Raw genomic sequence first — 23,014 nt, 5'->3', positions numbered from 1 at the left:
AGGGTGAATCATTTATTATTTACTTTCTTTAATCACACGTTTGTATGTTGGTGTATGATAGAACAAATTAATAAATCCTATTGTTGTGTTGGCCTTATGTCCGGAACCTCGTTAGATGGACTGGATATTGCCATGTGTAATTTACGTATAAATGATGGAAAATGGACGTATTCGTTTATAAAAACACAGACTGTTGAGTACACTTCAGAATTGGAGCAGAAACTAAAAAATGCTTTTTATTTGAGTGGGGCAGAATTGATGCAACTCCATCGTGATTACGGGAAGTGGCTGGGGCAACAGGTAAATCATTTTCTTGAAGGAGTAGGGGAAAAGCCTGATTTTATTGCTTCGCATGGACATACGATCTTTCATGAACCTCATAATCAAATGAACTTTCAACTGGGTGACGGAGGTATGTTGGCAGCCACATCGGGTATTACAGTTGTAAGTGATTTTCGTACGCTAGATATTTGTCTCGGAGGACAAGGTGCTCCTTTGGTTCCGGTTGGTGATCAATTATTGTTTGAAAGCTATTCGGCTTGTATCAATCTGGGTGGTTTTGCTAATGTTTCAGTTGTTAAAGATGGAAAAAGATTAGCCTGGGATATATGTGCGTTAAATTTTGTTTTAAATAAGTTGGCTAAACAGGTAGGAGAAGATTATGATGAAGGTGGAGCGTTGGGGCGAAGAGGGAAAATTATACGATCTCTATTAGATGATTTAAGTAATTTAGAATACTATAAGGGGCGAGCTCCCAAATCACTTGGGCAGGAATGGGTAGAAAAAGAGTTGTGGCCGATTATAGATAAATATAATTCTGAACCGGTAGAGAATATTGCTCATACTTATTATCATCATGTAGCAGAGGTAATAAGTTGCGAATTAGAGGTTGTGGGTGATGGCTCAGTACTTATAACAGGCGGTGGAGTTTATAACAGTTACCTGATAGAGCTACTTCAAAACAAAATGAGACAATTCATTGAAATACCTGATAGGAATTTAATAGAGTATAAAGAGGCCCTAGTGTTTGCACTTTTGGGAGCATTGCGTATGCAAGGAGAAGTAAACTGCTGGTCTTCAGTTACAGGAGCCAAAAAGAATTCATCTTCAGGAGTAATTCACAGAATATAAGAAGAACCGGTGGGTCCAACAGTGTTTATTACATTCATACACCCATCTAACCCTTTATAAACACATATTACTTGACCGCAAAATAAGTAATGGTACCCACCAGAACTATACTATAAACACATATTGTGGGAATATGTTTTTATTGTTTGCAGAATTGCATAAAAAAAGGAGGCTTAACCTCCTTTCTGTTTTTTTTTGAATTATTTCTTGTACTTGAAGAATTGTAGGTTGTGTCCCATTCTCTCCAATTTAGTCTTCATGTAAAATTCATTATGAGGATTGGGGTTTACTTCAATAGGTATATTTTCTACAACCTGCAGCCCGTATCCTTCCAGTCCAATACGTTTAATAGGATTGTTTGACATTAAACGCATCTTTCTTATTCCTAATTCGCGTAATATTTGGGCGCCAACACCATAGTCACGTTCGTCGGCATCAAAACCTAATTCAGTATTAGCGTCAACGGTGTCTAAACCTTCCTCCTGTAGCTTGTAAGCGGCAATTTTATTCATCAAACCAATGCCTCTACCTTCCTGATTCATGTATACAATTACACCTTTTCCTTCTTTGTCGATGGTTTCCATCGCTTTATGAAGCTGTTCTCCGCACTCGCATCGTAATGAACCAAAAATATCACCGGTAGCACATGATGAATGAACACGAACCAATACGGCTTCATCTTCTTTCCATTCACCTTTTATCAAAGCCATGTGCTCAATACCATTCGATTTTTGTTTGAACGGGATAAATCTAAAATCACCGTAAGCTGTTGGTAGATTAACTTCAACACCTTTAATGATCAGGCTTTCTTTTTTAAGACGATAAGCAATCAGATCTTTAATGGTGACAATCTTTAAATTGAATTTTTCAGCAATCTTAATCAATTCAGGCATACGAGCCATTGTACCATCTTCATTCAGTATTTCAACCAATACGGCTGCTGGAGACAATTCAGCTAAACGAGCAAGATCAACACCTGCTTCAGTATGTCCGGCTCTACGTAAGACACCTTTATTTTTTGCTTTTAACGGGAAGATGTGTCCTGGTCGGCCTAATTCTTCCGGTTCTGTTTTGGGATCAGCCAAGGCAGCAATGGTTTTAGCTCTATCGGAAGCAGATATACCTGTGGTACATCCATGTCCTAATAAATCAACCGAAACGGTAAAAGGAGTTGCGTGACTGGAAGTGTTTTTTCCAACCATTAATTCCAAATCTAACTCATTGCAACGCTCTTCGGTTAATGGGGCGCAAATCAGGCCTCTGCCATGCGTTGCCATAAAGTTAACTTTCTCGGGAGTAATGAGTTCTGCCGCTGCTATAAAATCGCCTTCGTTCTCACGATCTTCATCATCAACAACAATAATTAATTCACCATTTTTGATCGCATCAATTGCTTCCTCAATGGTGTTAAGTTTAAATTCCTGAGCTTCTGGCATTTTTAATTGTTTTATCGGAATCATCCGTTTTCAGACTGCAAAATTAGTCAAAATATTTGCATCAGAACAATGAAAATGTTCACTTAGTCTGTTTTATTGTCTTCTGGCTTATCCATTTTGTTAGATAAATCATATTTCTCACGCTTAAATAATTTACGGAAGAAAATGATATAGGCATCAGCATTTAGTAATGTTGAATCGGTTGCAGACTTATAAGTAAGGAATATTCCCAGAGGTAACAGAACCGATGAGGATAGCCACATGCCTTGATATACAGGCCATATGCCTTCGCGCGCCATTTTTGCACCCATGGTGTCGATGATGTAATAAACAATAAAGAACAATACCGAAATTACTACAGGCATACCCAGCCCTCCTTTACGTATAATTGCTCCTAGCGGGGCCCCAATAAAGAAGAAAATAAAACAGGCAAATGACAAAGTAAATTTTCGATGAACCTCAATGGTATGTTTCCTTATTTTACTATCCTGAGCATTGATATGTCTTTTTGCATCGTCCATTTGGTTTTTGTTGTCGCGCGCTTTTCGTAAGGCACTTTCAATAGCCATTTTCTTCTGATGAATGGTTAGTTTCTCATACAGCGAATCAGGGTTCATTACACTGACAGAATCCATAAACGACAGATTTGTGTCCATCTTTTTTTTGCGAGCAGCGTATCTGGCATTCTGGAAATAAAAGTTTTCAGATGTTTGAGCCAACCTTTCAACATGGGTGTTACGTTGTACATTAAACGAATCAATGTCGTAAGTTAATTGGTTCAGGTTTTTCATTCTGTCGTAATTGGCAAATAAATTTTCGTCAGTTCTATCGAAATTTAAACCTTGCAACTCAATTAAAGCAATTTGCTCCTTAAAGATATCTCGTCGGAAACGTTGTTGATCCCGGTCTCGAAGGCGTTTGTTGTTATCGCTTATTTTTTCATCATATCGAACTCCATCAAACAAGGTGAGTACCATGTTTCGTTTGTCCTGTGATACTTGAAGACGACCAGAGTCTGCTAATGTTACGTTGGAGTTTTTATTAAATCTGTCGCGATGATCATAGATCATAATATCATGAAGCAGATTCGTTTCGTTATCTTTTCTATCAATTTTAATACGAAAATTATCAAAGCCATCGTAAAACACCTGCTCTTTTATCTCCAGTTCAGGCTTGGCTTGTTTTACATCGTATAAAAGTGAATATAGTTTTAAATTGGCATATGGCATTACATTGTTTGAGAACCAGAAAGCAGCTATTGATATTCCTATTGTTATGTATATCAATGGTTTCATGGTGCGAGGTAAGGAGACCCCGGCAGCTTTAATAGCTGTTAGTTCGTAGTTTTCTCCAAGGTTTCCAAAAGTCATTAAGGAGGCTAATAGTATTGCCAAAGGAAGTGCCATGGGAACAACTTGCAGGGTTGCATAAAACAGTAACTCGGCCAGAACCAAAGTGTCTAGTCCTTTCCCAACCATGTCATCTACATATTTCCAAAGAAATTGCATCACTAATATAAATAGTGAAATAAAGAATGTCATGGCCAACGGCCCCAAGTAACTTTTAACTATAAATAAGTGTAATTTCTTCATTCCTTACGTTGTGTGCCGAACTATTAATATTCGTTACAAAGGTAGTTGAAAGCAGGTGTAATTTTTAAGTATCAGATATTTTTTTGCATTTATAGACTAAAAATATCAAGGCTTAGAATACAAGTCGGAGACTAAAAAGGGCTGTTAAAAGTAACAACCCCTGATAATTAATTTCTTTAAACTGATTAAACAGAACCCAAACCATGCTTAAGTTCATCAACCTGCTGATTCCATAATTCAATGGCATCTTCCTTTTCATCTGGTTCGGCATGATCAATAACCAATAATGCTGTTTCGCCCGTAAGATCATCAACATTTATTCTGAACTCGAAATATGATTTTTCATCATCGTCATCCAACCAATGAAAACGTACCATTTTGTTTTCTTTTTTCAAAGTTTGTTCAGCTTGCTGTTCTGAACCATCCCATACAAAGGTGAAAATCTTACCTTTAAGATTAACATCATCGGCAAACCATTCTGATAAGCCACTAGGAGAACTCAATCGTGCGTACAAGATAGAAGGAGAGGTCTTGATAATATATTCTAATTCAAATCTTTCTTTTTGAATTGACATGGTGTTATATTTTTAAAGTAACGGTTCACAATATAGTGTAATTCTCCAAAAAATAAAACCTATATTTATTTCGAACCCGTAAATGACAAATTATTAAAGAGATAAGGAGAGTATAGTAATGTTAAGATTATTTATTTTAGTTGCAATGAATGGAGTTGCAGGGCGTTTTTGTAAATACGATCCAAATGGTGAAAATTATTACATTGATGATCAGGAGGTTTTAAATTAAAATGATTTTTTTTTGATTTTTAGTTGGAAGTTTGATACTATTTCTTGTACATTTGCAACCGCAAAAACGGAGAGATGCAGCGGCATCAATAGCCTCCGAAAAATAATGCCGAGGTAGCTCAGCTGGTTAGAGCGCAGGATTCATAATCCTGAGGTCGGCGGTTCAAGCCCGCCTCTCGGTACGTAAATTAAGAAGCACTTACAAGAAATTGTAGGTGCTTTTATTTTAAATACATATCTATTCTATGGATTTGTAATGATTTACAAATAATAAAAAAGCACTCACCCAGAAGTAAAGTGCTTTATTTAATTATTGAATAATTAGAGGAATTTAATAATTACCTCATTATTCGATCCTTTAGTAATTTTAAGATTTTCGTTATAAAACTTACCAACGCTCTTTACCAGACCTATAAAAATGTCAATTAAGTTTCTATCAGAAATGTAAGTCATAACTAATGTTGAGTCGTCTTTCCAGTCATATGAAAATTTTGGCGGACGGGCATTCGGCATGCTCTTCGTTACTTTTAAATGAATGTTATCCAACATTAGAAGAAGCTCTTTAGCTGAATTTGCTTTTGCCATGTATGCAGAATAGATTTTTGACGCATAATAATTCATCCAATAATCACCAAAAGCTTCTGCAGCTTGTTCAATGCTTAGGTTTAATACTTTACAAGTTGAATGTATTAAACTAATTGCTGTTTTGTCATCGAAATCGATTGTTGATAAAATTGTTTCGTTAGGTTTTAATCCCGAATCTACTAATATGTCCGACCACTGATCTGTTCCAAATTCTTTTGAAACTAAATTTCTTAAGCAATCTATAATAACCCCTTTCATATCTCAATTTTAATATTAATTCTTCGATAGTTGTATTGCTTAACTATCGTGTTGTTCCCCAAATAATATTTTATTCAAACATATGTTAATCCATCAATAGGTATATATGTAGAATGTAGCATTTAAATAGATATACGATTGGTTCCACGCTTTATGGTGTTAACATGTAATATTGCCTTTAGTAATAAAGAATAACTCTTGTTACAGCGTGCAGAGTTGCCTTATTAAAATGATGCAATGCTATAAAATATCTAAATAAATGATTGAAAATGTTCCCCTTTGTTTAATGCCAGATACTGCTAATAGTCATTAATTAAATGGATTAAACAACTGTTATACGTTATAGGAATAAATCAGTTACATTAAAATTGAATAACTATTTATAGAAATTACTTCTTAGTAAGAGAGGATCTTAATTGACAGGTGTTTGAAGTGTGTTATTTGATTTGTTTTTGTTTGAAAAATTTATCGATTAGACCGCTACTAACTATTGTGTAGGCTAGTAAACTTCCCATTAAGGCACCAATGGTTATATCGGTAGGAGAATGCACGCCAAGAATAACACGTGAAAAAGCTACGAGTGTAGCCCAAAGAAGTGGAAGAATAAAAAAGCTTCGTCTTCGGAAATCATGATATGTAAACAACAGTATATAGGCCATTAGTGTGGCCATTAGAAAGGCATTAACCGAATGGCCGGAAGGAAAAGAAAAACCGGTTTCATGCAGCCAGTGATTCAATACTTCGGGGTGAAGTGTTTTGTCGTTAAAAGTAATGAATTCAGACCCTTTCTCATTCAAATAAACTTCGAGGTATTGTCTACGTTCTGCTTTTGAAGGTAAATTATAAAACGTTTCACTATCAAATCCTTTTTGGTTGTGCAGATAAATAATGTTAGGTCGTTCAATACGTAACTTTTCTTTGATAAAATGCTCGTTGAGTTGGGCAAAACCACCTAGTATGGCTGAAAAAGAGATAAGAGATATAAATAGGAAAAGCATTTTTTTGGCAAGGCCTTTGTATTGAAGACTAATTAATAAGCAAAAACTAATGGTAATCAGAGGTACACCAAAAGTACCTCCTGTATTTGATATAAATAACCAGAGCTCAGCAGCCCAACCATCATGAATAGCAGAAAAACCGTATGGTAATATAAATGTAGTGGACAATGTTAACAAGCAAATAATTGTACTTATTAGTAATATTTTAATTCGTGATTGCATTGTCTATAATTGATAGTAATTGTAACTGATTAAATAGTTTGAAGGCTTAATGTAAGCAATTAAAAATTTTGTGCCTATTAAGATACTCTCAAATTTGGCTGATAGTGAAACTTATTGCTGGTTAGAGGTGTATTAATTGCAGATTGTATGATAATTGTGCGAAAGCATTATATTAGCTTTGTTTTAAACAAGAATTGAAGTATGACTAGGTTTATATTAATATTATCCTTATTCACATTTGTATTAACAGCAAAGGGGCAAAAGTACGAAGTGGGAGACATAGCACCTGATATTGTGCAGGTGACACCAGAAGGTGAAACTCTTGCCTTGTCTTCGTTAAGAGGACAAATAGTATTGATTGATTTTTGGGCCTCATGGTGCAAGCCTTGTCGAAAAGAAAATCCTAGTTTGGTAAAAGCATATGAAACTTATAAGGATACAACTTTTAAAAATGGGGAAGGTTTTACCATTTATTCAGTTTCGTTAGATATGAAAAAGCCTGACTGGGAAGCAGCTATCGAAAAAGATGGCCTAATATGGCCATATCATGTTAGTGATATGAAAGGGTGGCGCAATGAGGCTTCGAAGTTGTATGGGGTTAGAGGTATACCGGCTAATTTTTTAATAGATGGCGAAGGTGTTATTGTGGCCGTAAATCTCAGGGGAGATGAACTTGAGAAGAAACTTAAAAAAATGACAAAAAAGAGTTGGTATATCTTCTGGTAAAGTGATAACAATTACTTTTCAATGAGTGTTTTGTTCAAATTAAACTAAATCTTCTACACTTCTGGAAGTAACATCTTGTTTTTTATCTTCACTATCTAGGTCATTAATACTTTTTAATGTCTGCTGATGTATTTAAAACTGAAAAAATAATTTAAGTGGGTTAACTTTTTGAAAAAAAATTAAAAACTATTGTTAAAAATAATATATAAATGTAAATTTATACTATTATAAAAGTAACCTATCCAAATTTATGAGTCAGTTAAATTTAGATACAGCTGTAATTGATCAATTAAAAGGTGTTGAAAAGAAAAAGTACCTATTAAAAATTCGCATTCTTAAAGCATTGTTTGTGAATGGGCCGCAGACTGTATCTTGGATCTGTAAAAATGTAAAAGTAAGTTCTCCAAATGCAATGAGTATTTTAAATGAGATGCTCGCCCGGAATATCATTGAGAAGAAAGGATTTGGGAAGTCTATTGGAGGAAGAAAACCTGATTTATATGGTTTTGTTTCAACAAGTTTGTTTATAGTGGCGATTGAACTGAGTGTTTATCAAATGCGAATTTCAATATTTAATGCTATTAATGAACAAGTAGTTGAAGCGGAAGAGTATTCATTGTATTTAGATAACAACGAAAGTACGCTGGATACCATCATTGATAGAACTAATTCCTTAATTAATAAAACAAAAATTGACCATAAAAAACTACTTGGTATTGGTATTAGCATGCCAGGATTAGTTGATTCAGAAAAAGGAGTCAACTACACTTTTCTTAATTATAATAACAGACCAATTACTGAAATTATTCAAAATAAAATTGGGTGTCCTGTTTTTATAGAGAATGATGCGAAAGCGATGGCATTAGCTGAACATATATTGGGAAGTGCGAAAGGTGTTAATGATTTTCTTCTGCTGTTTATAGATATGGGAGTAGGGTTAGGCATGGTGTTAAATGGTAAGTTATATCGAGGGGCTATGGGATTTGCTGGAGAATTTAGTCACATACCTATTGTAGAAGACGGTAAGCTTTGTGAGTGTGGTAAATTGGGATGTCTTCAAACTGTTGCTTCGGGAATTAATATTATTTCTATGGTTGAAGAAGGCGTGCAACAGGGAATAACTTCCATACAACTAGATGATGTTGACAAAACGTCGAAATATAAAGAACTCATTAAGGTAATAAATGCTGCAGTAGAGGGAGATCAATATGCTATACGAATATTGGATGAAACTGGTAAAATTTTAGGTAAGGGTATATCTACATTAATTCAGTTATTTAATCCTAAGTCTATTGTTCTAAGCGGTATATTATCTGAGTCAGGTGATTTAATTACCAACCCTATTAAGCAAGGAATAAATACCCATGCTATGAAACAAATTAGTGAACATGTAAAGATTGAAATTAGCAAGTTTGGTAAAGAACTGGGGCTTTATGGAGCTTTGGCTATTGTAATGGATAAAATATTTGAAGAATATATTAAATAAGAATAGTCGATTGTGTTATTGAAATGTTAGTTTGTATTAATTATTTGGAGTGTTCTTATGTCGAATAGATAGATAATGAGTTAATTATATTGATTTTATAAATGATAAAAGTTAAATTTATTAAGCTTTGAGAGAAGGTTATATTTTTAACTAAGTATAGGTGTAGAAATTTCATTCCGTTTTTTGGAATACTCTATATGAGATAAAATTTAATATTATAAATAGATGGATATGGTATTATAAGAAACAGGAGAATGTTGGCCCATTCCCCTGTTAAGATCTAAACATCCAATTGGTAGTTGGATATTTGTTAACCTTCAATACAAAATTATGAAAAAAAATGCAGAAAGTTTCTGTGTGGGGAGTTCATATACTTCCTCTTATAGAGCAATAGGGATAAGTGTATTCTTCTTGTTGCTTTTTTGCACAAGCTCCTTGCCACTCCTGGCAAATCCTTCACTTCAACAAACTTTTAATGTTACAGGTAAAATAGTCGATTCTAATGGCGATCCTTTGCCTGGAGTTAATGTTTTTGAGCAAAATAAGCCTACTCACGGCGTTATTACAGGAATTGATGGAACGTACTCAATTGAAGTAGATTCATCAGATGATATCTTGGTTTTTTCATTTATAGGATTCGATACCCAAGAAATTGGTATTAATGGAAGATCAAAGATAGATGTTGTTTTAATTGAGGAAATTACCGACCTGGATGAAGTTGTGGTAACCGCTTTAGGTATTAAAAGGGAAAAGAAAGCTCTAGGTTATGCAATCAGCTCCATTAAAGCTGATGAATTGGTTAAGAGTGGTATTCCTGTTAACCCCCTTACCTCATTATACGGAAAAGCTGCCGGTGTAAAAATTTCGGGTACAGCTAACGGTCCAACAGGAGGTATGATTATTAATATTAGAAACTCTGTTTCACTGACAGAGAGTTCTTCTACCCGTCCTTTATTTGTTGTAGATGGTATTCCCATTTTTGATGAAAATTCAGGAATGAATAGAAACGACAGAGATGGACGTGATAGAGGTACAGGTATTAATGATATTAATGCTGAAGATATTGAATCGGTTGAAATTTTGAAAGGTGCCAAAGCTTCGGTTCTATATGGGCATGCAGGAGCCAATGGAGTTGTTTTAATTACAACTAAATCGGGTAAAAGCAGAAAAGGTTTTGGAGTCGATGTGTCTTCAAGTTATACATGGGATAATACGGCTTTTCTACCTGATCTTCAAAATGAGTTTGGTACTGGTAATACAATGGCTGTAGATGGTTTAGATGCTGATTTAACAGATGAAGATGGTTTTAAGTATCAAATGATAGATGGAGTTAAAACTCCGGTTTATTGGGGTTCAGGAGGTGCTGCCGGTTGGGGACCGAAGATGGATGGTCGTCGGATATTATGGTGGGATGGTCAAATGAGGCCATACTCTCCTCAACCAGATAATTATTCCGATTTGTTTAGAACCGGACACTTAATGACAAACAGTGTTGCCTTATCAAATGCAGGTGATATTGGTAGTTTCCGTTTCTCTTACACTAACAAAGATTATACAAGTACAATTATAGGTGCAGATCAGAAGAATCATGCACTCAGCTTTAATGGTAATATTAATATCTCCGATAGAATTAAGTTGGGTTATATTAGTAATTACTATTACACATTTAATCATAATGCACCATACCGTATGCAGGATGAGTTAGTGACTTATGGTGTACATCGCGATATGAAGCCCGAATTATGGAAGGATAATATTGTGGATGAAACTGGTATTTACTGGTATTTTAGAGATAAAGAGCGTTCTGAGGCAGCAGGTCAGCAAGCAGGTCAGATTGGAGCTAATTATTTCTGGAATCAAACACAAAACGCCTTTGATGAAGAACGACATCACTTTATTCAATCAGCTAACCTGAATATTGATTTTGCTGATTGGCTTTCACTATCAGTGCGTTCAGGATTTGATATGACACGTAAATTGAATGAAGTCAAAAAGAAAGTAACACGACCATTAGCTGATGACCCAACGCAAGGCTATTATTCAGTAGCTGAAAGAAATGTGTTGAAATTAAGCAATCAGGCATTGTTGAATTTTGATAAGAAATTATCTGATGATTTTCGACTTTCGGGATTTGTAGGCGGAGTTTATGAATATAGCATGGATAGAAACCTGAAATCTATTACGCAGGAATTTTTGATTGAAAATCATTTTGCATTAGATAATTCGCGAAAAGATGTCAAATCGGAAGGAAGTGGGGGAAGAGAATCTTATAAACTTTATGGTTTTTTGGCTTCAGCTCAGATTACTTTTAAAGACTACTTGTATTTAGAATTACAAGGAAGAAATGACTGGTCAAGTATATTACCTCCAGCTAACAATAGTTACTTTTATCCTGGTGCAAGTGTGTCATGGATAGTTAGTGAATCGTTAAGCCTGCCGGATGTAATTAAGTACGCTAAGGTTCGTGCATCGTATGCGGATGTGGGTAGGCCAGGGCCTCCGTATTTCGGAAACCTGAATTTTAATTTGAGTAGTTATAACGGAATTCCATATCAAACTGTATCAAGCAGTATGCCTCCGGTTGACTTTGAAAAAGCAATTGCAGAAGGAAAATTCCCGGAAGAAAACCTAAAGCCAGAACGGAAAAGAGAAATTGAATTAGGTTTTGAGATGAGTTTCTTTCAGCGTAATCGTTTAGGTCTTGATTTCGCATGGTTCAAAGCCAATACATACGACCAAATAATGGGACTTCAGGTTCCGGCTTCCTCTGGTGTAGATAGAATTATTACCAATGCAGGAGATATTCAAAACAATGGTGTTGAGTTGCAATTGACAGGTAAGCCTGTATTGACAAACAATTTTGTGTGGGATATGACTCTTAACCTGGCGAAATATAAAACAGAGATTAAAAAACTTGCCGAAGGTATTGATGTATATCCGCTGTGGGGAGTAACTGGTGCAAGTAGAGAAGCGCGGGTTGGAGGAGAATATGGAGAGTATTTTATCAATCCTTGGTTAAGAGATGATGATGGTAATTTGGTTGTTGGTTCAAATGGTGTTTATGAATTTGATACTGAGAATCAGAAGAAAGTAGGAAAAGAATTACCAGATATAATCGGAGGATTTAGTTCTAATTTCGAATATAAAGGAATATTTCTGGGAGTAGATTTTGACTTCCAGTTTGGAGGTACTCTTATTTCTCAAACAAATATGTATTTGCGTGGAAATGGTACGGGAGTAGAGTCATTACAATACAGAGATGAGGCCAGAGGAGGTTTGCCATATTATATTGATGTAGATGGTAACAGGCATTTGCTTGACTCGCATGGCGCGCCTGCTCCTGCAGACTCAAAATATGGGTGGATCTTTCATGATGGAGTCATCTTACCAGGTGTTAAGGCAGACGGAACAGCTAATGATGTTTTGATTAATGCGCAGCAGTATTACGAAAGAACCTATTGGCAGGGCTATATGGATATTACCGAAGATGTTGTATTTAAAAGTGATTATTTGTCATTACGACGTATAACCTTGGCATACACCTTACCTAAAAATTTATTGAATAAGACTTTCTTGAATAATGTTAGGCTGGCTGTTTTTGGTAATAACATTGCTTATTTATACAAAGATATTCCAAACGTTACTCCTGAGTCATTTGCCGGAACAAACGAATTTACTGAGTATTCGGGTTTACCAGGGGTAAGAAGCTTTGGTGTTGAAGTTAAATTAGGTTTCTAAAAATGTTAATCATGAAAAAGAATAATATAAAATACCTATTTCAAATAGTCAGTCTTCTCTTTGTAATAGGCATGTCAATTGGATTTTCATCTTGCGAAGATGAATTAGAGAAAGAATTTTATGATCCGGATAAAGTTACGCAAGCTGATTTTGCAATGCTTTTCACAGGTGCTTTACAACCTACAGAGTTATTCCGACTAGAGTACGGCCCTGGATACCATCAATCAAGAGCTTTTAACCGCTTGTTTGGTTTGGGAACTTTTCCTTATGCGGGTTTTAATGGTATGGAGCCCAACTCATATACTCTTTGGACAGGTTGGTCTGGAGCAACCTTGCGTAATACGCAATTTAATAAGACTTATATCGATTTTAATAAGAATATTCCGGTAATGAATCTGCTTCTGAATAATCTTCCTGAAGAAGAAAAAGAGGATTATTCAATATATGTTCATTGTATAAATATTGTAAAAGCATATATGTTTCAACGTTTAACAGATATATATGATGATGTGCCATTCAGTGAGGCAAATGGAGCTTATCAAAAGCAATTCTGGGCTAAGTACGATACCCAGGAATATATTTATACAACATTGTTGGAATCATTAGATGAAATACAAGATGCGTTAGATGGATATGAGTTAAATAGCTCAGTGGCTCATGAGAAGTTTTTAACACACGACATACTAAATAATGGTAATGTTGAGCAATGGAGAAAGTTTGCCAATTCAATGCGTTTAAGAATGGCTATGCGTATGTCTATTGTGTCACCCAATGAAGCAAAAGCAATTATTTCAGATATTATCAGTAATGACTTACCTGTAGTTAGCGAACCGAATGATTTTATTGGTTTGGCAGAAACAGATTATGCCCATGTTATGGAATGGTACTGGCCAAGAGCAATGTCGGAAATGTGGTATAACTTTCATGCACCACGTTTTATTGTTCAGGATATTTTGGGATATACAGGTCCCGATACTCCCCAAGACCAAGTTGATCCGCGTATGTACGTGATGTTTCAACCCAATCAGTTTGGCGATTATGTAGGATGCCCAAGTTGGGGTCCTAACCAATTTGATTCGATTCAAGTTGATATGGAGGCTCTGGGGTACGATCAGGAACGAATAGATATTGCCAAAAACTGGGCTTATGACGATCACCTGGAGCCATACTTCTCTTTTTATAACAAAATGACTTACTTTAATTTTGATATGGAATACCCTGCGTTTAGTCCAACAGAAACACATCTTCTTTTGGCTGAAGCAGCTATTCGATTTGCGGATGTAGCAGGTTCAATTGATGTAGCAACAGAATATCGAACAGCCATATCTCAATCTATTGACTGGTATTACAATGTAAACGCAAGTAATACATTTAATGAAACATCAACGCCTGCCATTCCGGTTGCCATTATGGATGGTTCAAAGCCAACAAAACCAGAGGCAACAGTAATTGATGCATTTTTAGATAATAAGGTGGCTGCTTTTATGGCAATGAGCGATGAAGATAAGATCAAGGAAATCTTTTATCAGAAAATGGCGCATTTGAATATCTTAAACTATTGGGAGATATGGAGTGAGACCCGTAGATTACAGAAAGATTACGGTATACTAACACCTACCTCCAATATATTTGTTTGGATGGAGCGTTTCTATTATCCAAGTGACGAGGAAACAACCAATCCGGATAATTTTGCAGAAGTTGCCCATAAAAATGATCATGATACACCTGTTTGGTGGACCGGAAGAGAAAAATAGTCCTCAAAAAAAAGTAAAATGAACTCAAAGGCTGTCCTATCACGACAGCCTTTTTTTATTACCAGTCTGAAAACAGATGAATGATTTGTGATATTTGTAATTAATTAAATACTAGTTGGATAGAGTGGCTGATCGCATAATAGGATCAACTAATTGATGTGATTTCTTCAATGTTCTGGCGAATTTGTGATTCCTTATTGACGATATACAGATCATGTGTAACATTATTTAAAACTAATTTCGATTTATTAATTCTAGTTTAATTTAATCAAGTTGTTATGAAAAAAAGAAGTTTACTTTTTAAAGGAACTATCTTATTGTTGATGGTCTTTGTTGGATTGTCAACAATAAACAGTCAAACATTAATGCATTCATATACCTTTGAGGATGGTACGTATGATGATACAAATGTTTTTGACCAAACCGGTACATTAAATGGAGTAATTGGAGGAGATAACATTTCCATAGCGGATGGTAAGTGTACAGTATCAGGTGCTACAGTAAACACTGATGGATGGATTTCTTTTGATGGAGCATCTCTTGCTCTAAATACCTATTCGTCCCTTACTGTAGAGTTTATGATTGAAGCTGGGAATGCCGAAAATGTGGATGATTATACTATGTTGGCTTATTTTGGAACATCAACTCCAGGTAATGGATGTTTATGGTTTCAACCTACCAGACAGCCAAATGATGAATCTAAATTTGAAACGAATAATACTTCCTCAAGTATTGCAGCCTATAGTGTAGGTAATGAACTGGATGATGGAAAAATGCATCATGTTGTTGGTGTACTTACCGGCACTAGACTGGTTTATTATCTTGATGGAGCATTATTAGTTGAAACAGCAACAGGTGATGCTGATTATATTTCTACTATTGGTACCGATGTTGCCAATCTTTTCCGAGGAGTTGACGGTTGGAATGATCCAAATTATAATGGATCTATTTTAGAGTTTAACATCTATGAAGGTGAGATGGATGAAGCAACCGTATATAGTAATTATGTGAATTTTGTTGGTGAAGACTATGTAAATTCTAATTTAGCGGACTTATCTGCAAACCCAGGTGATTTAGCTCCTGCTTTTAGTACAGATGAAATTTACTACGATTTGTATGTTCCATTTGGTCAGACAGAAACTCAACTTAATATTATTAAAGACACTGAAGTTTCTTCATATGTGATTTATGATGGTCAGGGTAATCCTGTAGGAGATGAAAATGACATTGTTACATTTGGTCCTGATGGAATTGATTTAGAAATAGAAGTTACAGCCTTAGATGGAACAACCACAAAATCATACTATGTTTCAATTTACCATTATGATGAAAAAACATCCGATAGACTTTCTGATATAGTTGTTACAAATGGTTCTCTTGGTTCAGAATTCCATCCTGATACAACAGGTTATTATTTAATTGCTGATTATGGCGTTACATCAGTTACCATTGAAGGAATTGCAATGGGTTCTAATGCTGTGGTTACAGGTAATGGAGAAGTTCAGTTGACTGATGGTGTTGGATCAGCAACCATACATGTTGTTTCTGAAGATGGATTAAATGAAAAAGACTATAATCTAAGTATCTCAACTTCAGATATAAGAACAGGTCAGGATTTTTATATCGTAAATGAAGAATCAGGATTAGTATTAGAAGGACAACCTGATAGTTATATTAATCAACAAAACGCGACAGTGGGTAACACAGCTCAGTTATTCCAGTTAGAAGATAGTGGAGTTGATGGTCAATACTATTTAAAGAATGGAGAGAGTCAATACTTAACACTTACTCCAATCTCAGTTTCGGAATGGGATATGGTTATGACTCCGACTTTAACAAATGATTTAGATAGTTGTAGGTTTGGAATTAAAGAATTTGAGCCAGGAAGATTTAAGATATTAACAGTAGCCAGAGCCAGTCAGGATGTTAAGAAATATGTTGGTGCATGGGATCCTAATCCAGGTGATGGTATTTTCTCCGACCTTCCAATTAACCAAGGCAATACAACCTGGAATATTAAGTTGCCAAACGATGTGGTTGATCCTTACGAAACACATTTAAGTTCATTAACTTGCGATCAGGCAACACTTAAGCCTGCTTTTGATAGTTTCTTGACTGAATACTATATGACAACTCCAAAGGCAGCATCAACAATTGACATTAATGCTATTCCAATTGATGAAAATTCATTGATTAGTGGAGCTGGCAATGTGGAAGTAACCGAAACTGCTGGTGATTTCATTATTAAGGTATCCGGAGCTGATCCTGCTTATTTCACAGAGTATGTTATACATTATGTGCAAGATACAGAGTTGACGTTGAAGCATTCATACACATTTGAGGATGGTTCAGTTAGAGATATGCAAGGAAGTGCTGATGGTGTAGCAATGGATGGTTATGTCGACAATGGTATGTTTGTAAGTGATGGTGACGGTGGTTATATTACTTTACCAGCCGAAGAAATAGCTATCAATACGTATCCTTCAATCACAATGGAAGCATATGTTAAAGCAGGTGCTAATGACGGTTGGTCAATGTTAAGTTATTTTGGCGGATTAAGTGGATATAAATCTTATTGGGTTTCAGTACAGAATAATGATAATGTAACCAGAGCTGTTATTGATGAGTGGCAAGGAGCAAACAGTGTACAAACTGTTCCGGAAGCCTCAGATGGTGAGATTTATCATTATGTTACTACTCTAACAAATGATTCAATATCACTGTATATTAATGGACAAGCTGTTCCTAAAATAGCTATTCATGAAGATTATTATATTAATGACTTAAGTACCGAAAATGCATGGATTTGTAAGGGTGGATATCCTGATCCAACTTGGTTAGGATCTGTATATGAGTTTAATATATACTCAGGTGAAATGGATGAGGCTACTATCCTAAGCAGAGCTCAGAATTTACCGGAAGAAGATGCCACAACGGATGCTACATTAAGTGACTTAACAATTAATGGAACTACCATTGAAGGATTTAATCCTGTAAACATTAGTTATACAATTGCAGTTGATGAGGGATCAACACCTGTGATTGATGGTACTGTAAAAGTAGCGGGTGCAACATATGTTGTGAATGCTCCTGATGCAATCCCTGGAATTGGAACAGTGGTTGTTACAGCATCTGATGGGTCTACTCAACTTACTTATTCAATTGAGTTTGAAATAGCAACTGGAATTGGTAATGGAGTTAAAGAAAGTAATGTAAAGGTTTACCCAACAATTTCTTCAGGTGAGTTCACTGTTGAAGTAAATGGTCAATCTTCTATCATTACTGTATTTGATCTTTCAGGAAGACTTGTGACACAAGTTGAAACAAATAATAAACGCGAAGTTATTTCAATTGAAAATAGAGGAATGTACATTCTGAAAGTGGATGTAGATGGAGAAACAGAGCTATTTAAAGTAATTAAAAAATAGCCTTAGTTAGCTAAAATGTAAAAGCGGCTCATTCGAGCCGCTTTTTTTATTACTGTTTATTGAAAAACTATTGCTTATAATTGTCAATAACCTTTTTCACCGATCCATGTTTTAAAAGAAGGGATTTGGCTTCACTATAAGAAATTCTTAATGCTTCAATAATCATTCGGGTTCCCCTGTCAATCAGTTTGTTGTTGGTTAATTGCATGTTCACCATCTGGTTGTCTTTTACACGTCCTAACTGAATCATAATGGTAGTAGTCATCATATTTAAAATCATCTTCTGAGCAGTTCCGGCTTTCATTCGGGTACTTCCGGTCACAAACTCAGGTCCAACAATGGCTTCAATAGCGAATTCTGCAACTTCAGCTACTTGACTGTTGGGGTTACAGGTAATGCATCCTGTTAATAATCCATGTTGGCGTGCTTGTTCAATACCGCCAATAACATAAGGCGTGGTACCGGAGGCAGCAATGCCAATAACGGTATCCAACTCATCCACCTTGTATTCGCAAAGTTTCTTCCATGCCATTTCTGTATCATCTTCAGCTGATTCTACAGCCTTTCGTAAGGCGGTGTCACCACCGGCAATCAGTCCAATTACCATATTGTCAGGAACTCCGAATGTGGGTGGTAGTTCAGATGCGTCCAGTACTCCCAAACGTCCACTGGTGCCGGCTCCCAAGTAAAATACTCGACCACCTCTCCTCATTCGTTCAACAATTTGTTCAGTCAGAGCAATTATTTGAGGAAGCGCCTTTTGAACAGCCAGATGAACGCTTGCATCTTCATTATTTATATTTGTTAATAACTCTTCAACCGACATTTTTTCAAGATGATTGTAATGCGATGAAGATTCGGTGATATTAATGGGATTATCCTTTTTTTTCATTCTTTATCTTTCTAGATGATAGCGAATCAAACCTTCCATGGGAGATTGACAAATAGTACCAGGCTTTAAATTGAAACTTGAAAGAGCATCTTTCAACTGTTCTTTAAAATAAAAGGCAATGCTTCCGGTAAAATGAATGGGAAGCTGTGCAATATTATTGTATTGCAATAGGTTTCGCTGTATAAACTCTTTAAAAGATTGGATGACCAAGTTCTGTAATTCATCATTTCTGATGTTTTGCGACAAAAACTTTGTGTATTGAGCCAGATACCTGTTCGGGAAAGGCCTTTTGTAGATATGATCTAATATTTCTACCCTATCAGTTTGGTAGGTGCTGAAAAATAAATCGATCAATTCTTTAGGTAGTTGATTTTTTAAAATGTCACCCAATAACTTTTTACCCAGAACAGCACCACTTCCTTCATCTCCAATAATAAAACCCAGTGGTGATATGTTTGATGTAATCTTCTCTCCATTGTAATGACAAGAATTGGATCCCGTACCCAAAATGCAGGCAATTCCTTCTTCCTTCTGACATAACGATCGTGCTGCACCAGTCAGGTCGCTTTCGATCAAAACCTGTTTCGCATTGAAAAATGATTTTAAAGCATCTTCAACTATTTGGTTTTTATCTGTATTGGCACATCCGGCACCATAGAAATAGATGGATTGAGGTACTAAATCTCTCAGTGTTGATGATTCTTCTAAACTTTGAACGATGTCTTCTGTGCTTTGGTAAAAAGGATTTATTCCCTTTGTAAAATAGGGTTCAATTGTTGATTTATCATTCGAAATAAGTCGCCATTCTGTTTTGGTAGATCCGCTGTCTGCAATTAATATCATTATTCTACTTTGGTTTTATTAATGTAAAAGTAAGCTGTTTTAATTAGATGAAGGTATTAATTAGGGTAAGTTGAGTACCTGGTCCTAAAATTTGTGTTTGTTCCTCGCAATAGTTAATTAAATTTGGTAATTGAACAGAATTAATGGCATTCATGAGTTTTATAAAAAGAAGGGAGCTGGTTGTTTTATTTTTGATGTTGATATTAATTTCGATGTCTAATGCGCAGGATAAAAAGTCCGAGAGAATGCAGCATCGACTAAAAAAGTCAATGGAAAAATGGCAGAATCCAATGAAAGAATGGGGCGGATTGGGAGCCATTAAGTTGGATTCAATTCAGATTGACGAGTCTTCTGCACAGATAAATTTTTATTACAATTCTACCTTATCATATATTCCATGGAGAAACGATGATGTTGAAAAATTTGTCAATAGCTTGTCTGGCTTGCAAAAGAGAAAGCTTAAGAATTATTCAACCGTAGTTTATACCAATGGCTACGAATTATCTGAATTGATACCCAATATTTATCGCACTAATCAGGAGATTGATAAAAATCGATTCGCAGAAAAGAAGCAATCAGAAAACTTTATAACAAGAGAAGATCAATTATATTATTCAAAAGGTTTATCAGATCATTTGATAGCTCTTTGGCATAGTCATGGTTATCATTTCGATCAAAAACTGAATAGATGGGAGTGGCAGCGGGCTCGCCTTTACGGAACTGTTGAAGATATTTATACCATGTCGTATGTGTTGCCATACCTGTTGCCCATGCTTGAAAACGCAGGTGCTAATGTTTTCTTGCCTCGCGAACGTTGTTTGCAAACAAACGAAGTGATTATTGATAATGACTTTTCCACAGGTCATTCTGTATTTCAACTAAAAGAAGGAATAGATACTTCTTGTAAAAGCGGTTTTGCATACAAAGACACTTTGTTTGCAGGTGATAATCCTTTTCAAATGGGTACTTCTTTACTGGTGAATAATGCCAACGGTAAAGTGGCTGAATATCGATCACAAGTTTCTGAAACAGGAGATTATGCCGTTTATATTTCGTATCAACAGGGAGAAGACTATTCGAAAAAGGTTCAATATACAATTCATCATAGCGGAGGGAAAACTAGCTATACGGTTAGCCAGACAATGGGAGGTGGAACCTGGATTTATTTGGGCACATTTCATTTTAAATCAGATGAAGATGCCGTTATTGAAGTTTCAGGCGAAGGAACTATTTCGTTGGATGCTGTTCGTTTAGGAAGTGGTATGGGCAATGTAGCTCGTCAGGCAACATCAACTGTTGCAGCAAAGACTTCCGGTAAACCCAGATATATGGAAGCTGCCCGATATTGGATGCAATATGCCGGTATGCCCGATACTTTGGTATTTAGCCTGAATGATGAAAAGAATGATTATAAAGATGATTACATGAGCCGTGGTGAATGGGTGAATTACTTATGTGATCAAAATGTATCGGGCTTGAATCTACCCATTGATTTGGCTTTTGCTTTTCACAGTGATGCAGGGGTAACTCCTAACGATTCTGTTATTGGCACTTTGGGAATTTTCAGTACGGTGCGTGACGAAGGCAAATTTCCTAATGGTCAATCCAAGTTGGCGAGTCGCGATTTGGCAGATATTATTCAAACACAAATTGTAGAAGATATTCGCGTTTTATATAATCAGGATTGGACTCGAAGAGGCCTTTGGGATAAGCAATATTCCGAAGCGTGGCGTCCTAATGTACCAACTATGTTGTTGGAATTACTGTCGCATCAGAATGTCGCTGATATGCGATACGGCTTGGATCCGAATTTCAAGTTCGATGTTTGTCGGGCTGTTTATAAAGGGATGCTTAAATTTTTGGCCTATCAGGAAGGACGGGGTTATGTGGTTCAGCCTTTGCCTGTTGATCATTTGGCAATAAAAGAAACAAGTAGCGGATATGAATTAAGCTGGCAGCCGGTTGATGATCCTATGGAGCCATCAGCCAAACCAACAAAATATAAAGTGTATCAACGGATTAATGATAATGGTTTTGATAACGGAGTGATTGTGAACGGAACCTCATTTCTGTTTCCAGAACCTGATGCGGGACAAATAATCAGCTATAAAGTGTCGGCCATAAATGAAGGTGGAGAAAGCTTTGCAAGCGAAATATTGTCAATGGGTATAGCCACAGAGGATGCTGAAAAAGTATTGGTGGTAAATGCTTTTAACCGGGTGAGTGCCCCTGCTTTTATCGATGAAGGAGATTTTGCTGGTGTTGCCTGGTGGGATGATCAGGGAGTGCCAGATAGATACGATATTGCTTTTACGGGTTTTCAGTACGATTTTAATCGACAATCGCCATGGCTTGATGATGACAGCCCTGGGTGGGGAGCAAGTTATGCCGATTATGAAGGAAAGATTATCAAGGGTAATTCCTTCGATAATGTTTATTTACACGGTCAATCAATTCTAAAAGCAGGTTATTCCTTTGTTTCGGTGAGTGATGAAGCATTTAATCAAAGCTACTATGATGCGTCAGCTTATAAGGCAGTTGATATCATTTTAGGAGAAGAAAAAACAATGGTGTCGTACAAAAACAATACGGTTCGCTATCAAATATATACGCCTGAATTTATGGCAAAGCTGAGCAGCTTGACCCAGAATAATCAGAACGTTTTTATAAGTGGTGCTTATGTGGGATCTGATATTCATCTTACAAAGGATACGTTGGCGGCTCAGTTTGCAATGGATGTGCTCAAGTTCAAATGGCGAACCAATCATGCCGTAAAAAGCGGGGATGTTTATACAAGTAATTTTGCAATGCCTTATTTTTCAGGAGAGCTTAGTTTTAATGCAGCTTATCATCCTGATTTTTATAGTGTGGAAGCACCTGATGCCATTGAGCCTGTTGGAGAAAATGCGGTAACGGCATTCAGATATAAAGAGAATAATTCAAGTGCAGGAACGTTGTATGAGGGAGAGTATAAAACGGTTGTTTTAGGCTTTCCGTTCGAGACAATAATTTCAGAACAGGAACGTGATCAATTGATGAAGGATATTCTGGATCTCTTTTATAATAAGAATTGAAAGATGACGAATGATTATAATAATAGTTTAATGGGCTCTTTTAGGAAT

The 23,014-nt window shown here is 36.0% G+C and carries 14 protein-coding genes and 1 tRNA gene; 8 read left to right on the top strand and 7 right to left on the bottom strand.

Going from position 1 to position 23,014, the window contains the following annotated elements; genetic code table 11:
* Positions 1–54: 54 nt before the first annotated feature.
* Positions 55–1,131, top strand: coding sequence for an anhydro-N-acetylmuramic acid kinase (locus KEM10_RS16495; RefSeq protein WP_212217132.1), 1,077 nt, complete (start codon positions 55–57; stop codon positions 1,129–1,131).
* 200 nt (positions 1,132–1,331) lie between these two features.
* Here KEM10_RS16495 and KEM10_RS16490 read toward each other — a convergent pair whose 3' ends face one another.
* From KEM10_RS16490 to KEM10_RS16480, 3 genes are all read right to left on the bottom strand, one after another.
* Positions 1,332–2,567 carry a bifunctional 3,4-dihydroxy-2-butanone-4-phosphate synthase/GTP cyclohydrolase II gene (locus KEM10_RS16490; protein WP_212217131.1) on the bottom strand — a complete coding sequence of 412 codons (1,236 nt, stop codon included), beginning with the start codon at positions 2,565–2,567 and terminating at the stop codon, positions 1,332–1,334.
* Between the two features lie 83 nt (positions 2,568–2,650).
* Positions 2,651–4,159, bottom strand: a complete 1,509-nt coding sequence (locus KEM10_RS16485) for an LptF/LptG family permease (RefSeq protein WP_212217130.1) — start codon at positions 4,157–4,159, stop codon at positions 2,651–2,653.
* A gap of 185 nt (positions 4,160–4,344) precedes the next feature.
* Positions 4,345–4,734, bottom strand: coding sequence for an START-like domain-containing protein (locus tag KEM10_RS16480; RefSeq protein ID WP_212217129.1), 390 nt, complete (start codon positions 4,732–4,734; stop codon positions 4,345–4,347).
* A gap of 336 nt (positions 4,735–5,070) precedes the next feature.
* Here KEM10_RS16480 and KEM10_RS16475 point away from each other — a divergent pair.
* Positions 5,071–5,144, top strand: a tRNA-Met gene (locus KEM10_RS16475).
* A 139-nt stretch (positions 5,145–5,283) separates the two neighbouring features.
* Here KEM10_RS16475 and KEM10_RS16470 read toward each other — a convergent pair.
* Positions 5,284–5,805 (bottom strand): heme NO-binding domain-containing protein, encoded by a 522-nt coding sequence (locus tag KEM10_RS16470; protein ID WP_212217128.1) that lies wholly within the window; start codon positions 5,803–5,805, stop codon positions 5,284–5,286.
* Between the two features lie 437 nt (positions 5,806–6,242).
* Positions 6,243–7,025, bottom strand: coding sequence for a phosphatase PAP2 family protein (locus KEM10_RS16465; protein ID WP_212217127.1), 783 nt, complete (start codon positions 7,023–7,025; stop codon positions 6,243–6,245).
* A gap of 201 nt (positions 7,026–7,226) precedes the next feature.
* Here KEM10_RS16465 and KEM10_RS16460 point away from each other — a divergent pair, with 201 nt between their 5' ends.
* The 5 genes from KEM10_RS16460 to KEM10_RS16440 all read left to right on the top strand — a co-directional run bounded on the left by KEM10_RS16460 (position 7,227) and on the right by KEM10_RS16440 (position 18,157).
* Complete coding sequence (locus tag KEM10_RS16460) at positions 7,227–7,751, top strand: peroxiredoxin family protein (RefSeq protein ID WP_212217126.1); 525 nt, start codon at positions 7,227–7,229, stop codon at positions 7,749–7,751.
* A gap of 250 nt (positions 7,752–8,001) precedes the next feature.
* Positions 8,002–9,237, top strand: coding sequence for an ROK family protein (locus KEM10_RS16455; protein WP_212217125.1), 1,236 nt, complete (start codon positions 8,002–8,004; stop codon positions 9,235–9,237).
* Between the two features lie 330 nt (positions 9,238–9,567).
* Positions 9,568–12,975: a SusC/RagA family TonB-linked outer membrane protein gene (locus tag KEM10_RS16450; protein ID WP_212217124.1), complete on the top strand. Its 3,408-nt coding sequence runs from the start codon at positions 9,568–9,570 to the stop codon at positions 12,973–12,975.
* Positions 12,976–12,986: 11 nt separating this feature from the next.
* Positions 12,987–14,729, top strand: a complete 1,743-nt coding sequence (locus KEM10_RS16445) for a SusD/RagB family nutrient-binding outer membrane lipoprotein (RefSeq protein ID WP_212217123.1) — start codon at positions 12,987–12,989, stop codon at positions 14,727–14,729.
* Positions 14,730–15,007: 278 nt separating this feature from the next.
* Positions 15,008–18,157: a LamG-like jellyroll fold domain-containing protein gene (locus KEM10_RS16440; protein WP_212217122.1), complete on the top strand. Its 3,150-nt coding sequence runs from the start codon at positions 15,008–15,010 to the stop codon at positions 18,155–18,157.
* Positions 18,158–18,224: 67 nt separating this feature from the next.
* Here the strand turns inward: KEM10_RS16440 and murQ are convergent, their stop codons facing one another.
* The gene (murQ, locus tag KEM10_RS16435) at positions 18,225–19,049 is read right to left on the bottom strand and encodes an N-acetylmuramic acid 6-phosphate etherase (RefSeq protein WP_212217121.1); all 825 of its coding nucleotides are present in this window, start codon (positions 19,047–19,049) and stop codon (positions 18,225–18,227) included.
* A 3-nt stretch (positions 19,050–19,052) separates the two neighbouring features.
* A complete protein-coding gene (locus tag KEM10_RS16430) occupies positions 19,053–19,892 on the bottom strand; it encodes an ATPase (RefSeq protein ID WP_212217120.1) in 840 nt (279 codons plus the stop codon).
* Positions 19,893–20,137: 245 nt separating this feature from the next.
* Between KEM10_RS16430 and KEM10_RS16425 the strand changes: the two genes are divergently transcribed.
* Positions 20,138–22,966 carry a golvesin C-terminal-like domain-containing protein gene (locus KEM10_RS16425; RefSeq protein ID WP_244825950.1) on the top strand — a complete coding sequence of 943 codons (2,829 nt, stop codon included), beginning with the start codon at positions 20,138–20,140 and terminating at the stop codon, positions 22,964–22,966.
* Positions 22,967–23,014 lie beyond the last annotated feature (48 nt).

The sequence above is a fragment of the Carboxylicivirga linearis genome (assembly GCF_018271995.1).
Taxonomy (GTDB): Bacteria; Bacteroidota; Bacteroidia; order Bacteroidales; family Marinilabiliaceae; genus Carboxylicivirga; species Carboxylicivirga linearis.
Note: the sequence above shows the minus strand (reverse complement) of the source record. Positions and strands in the feature narration are given on the sequence as shown.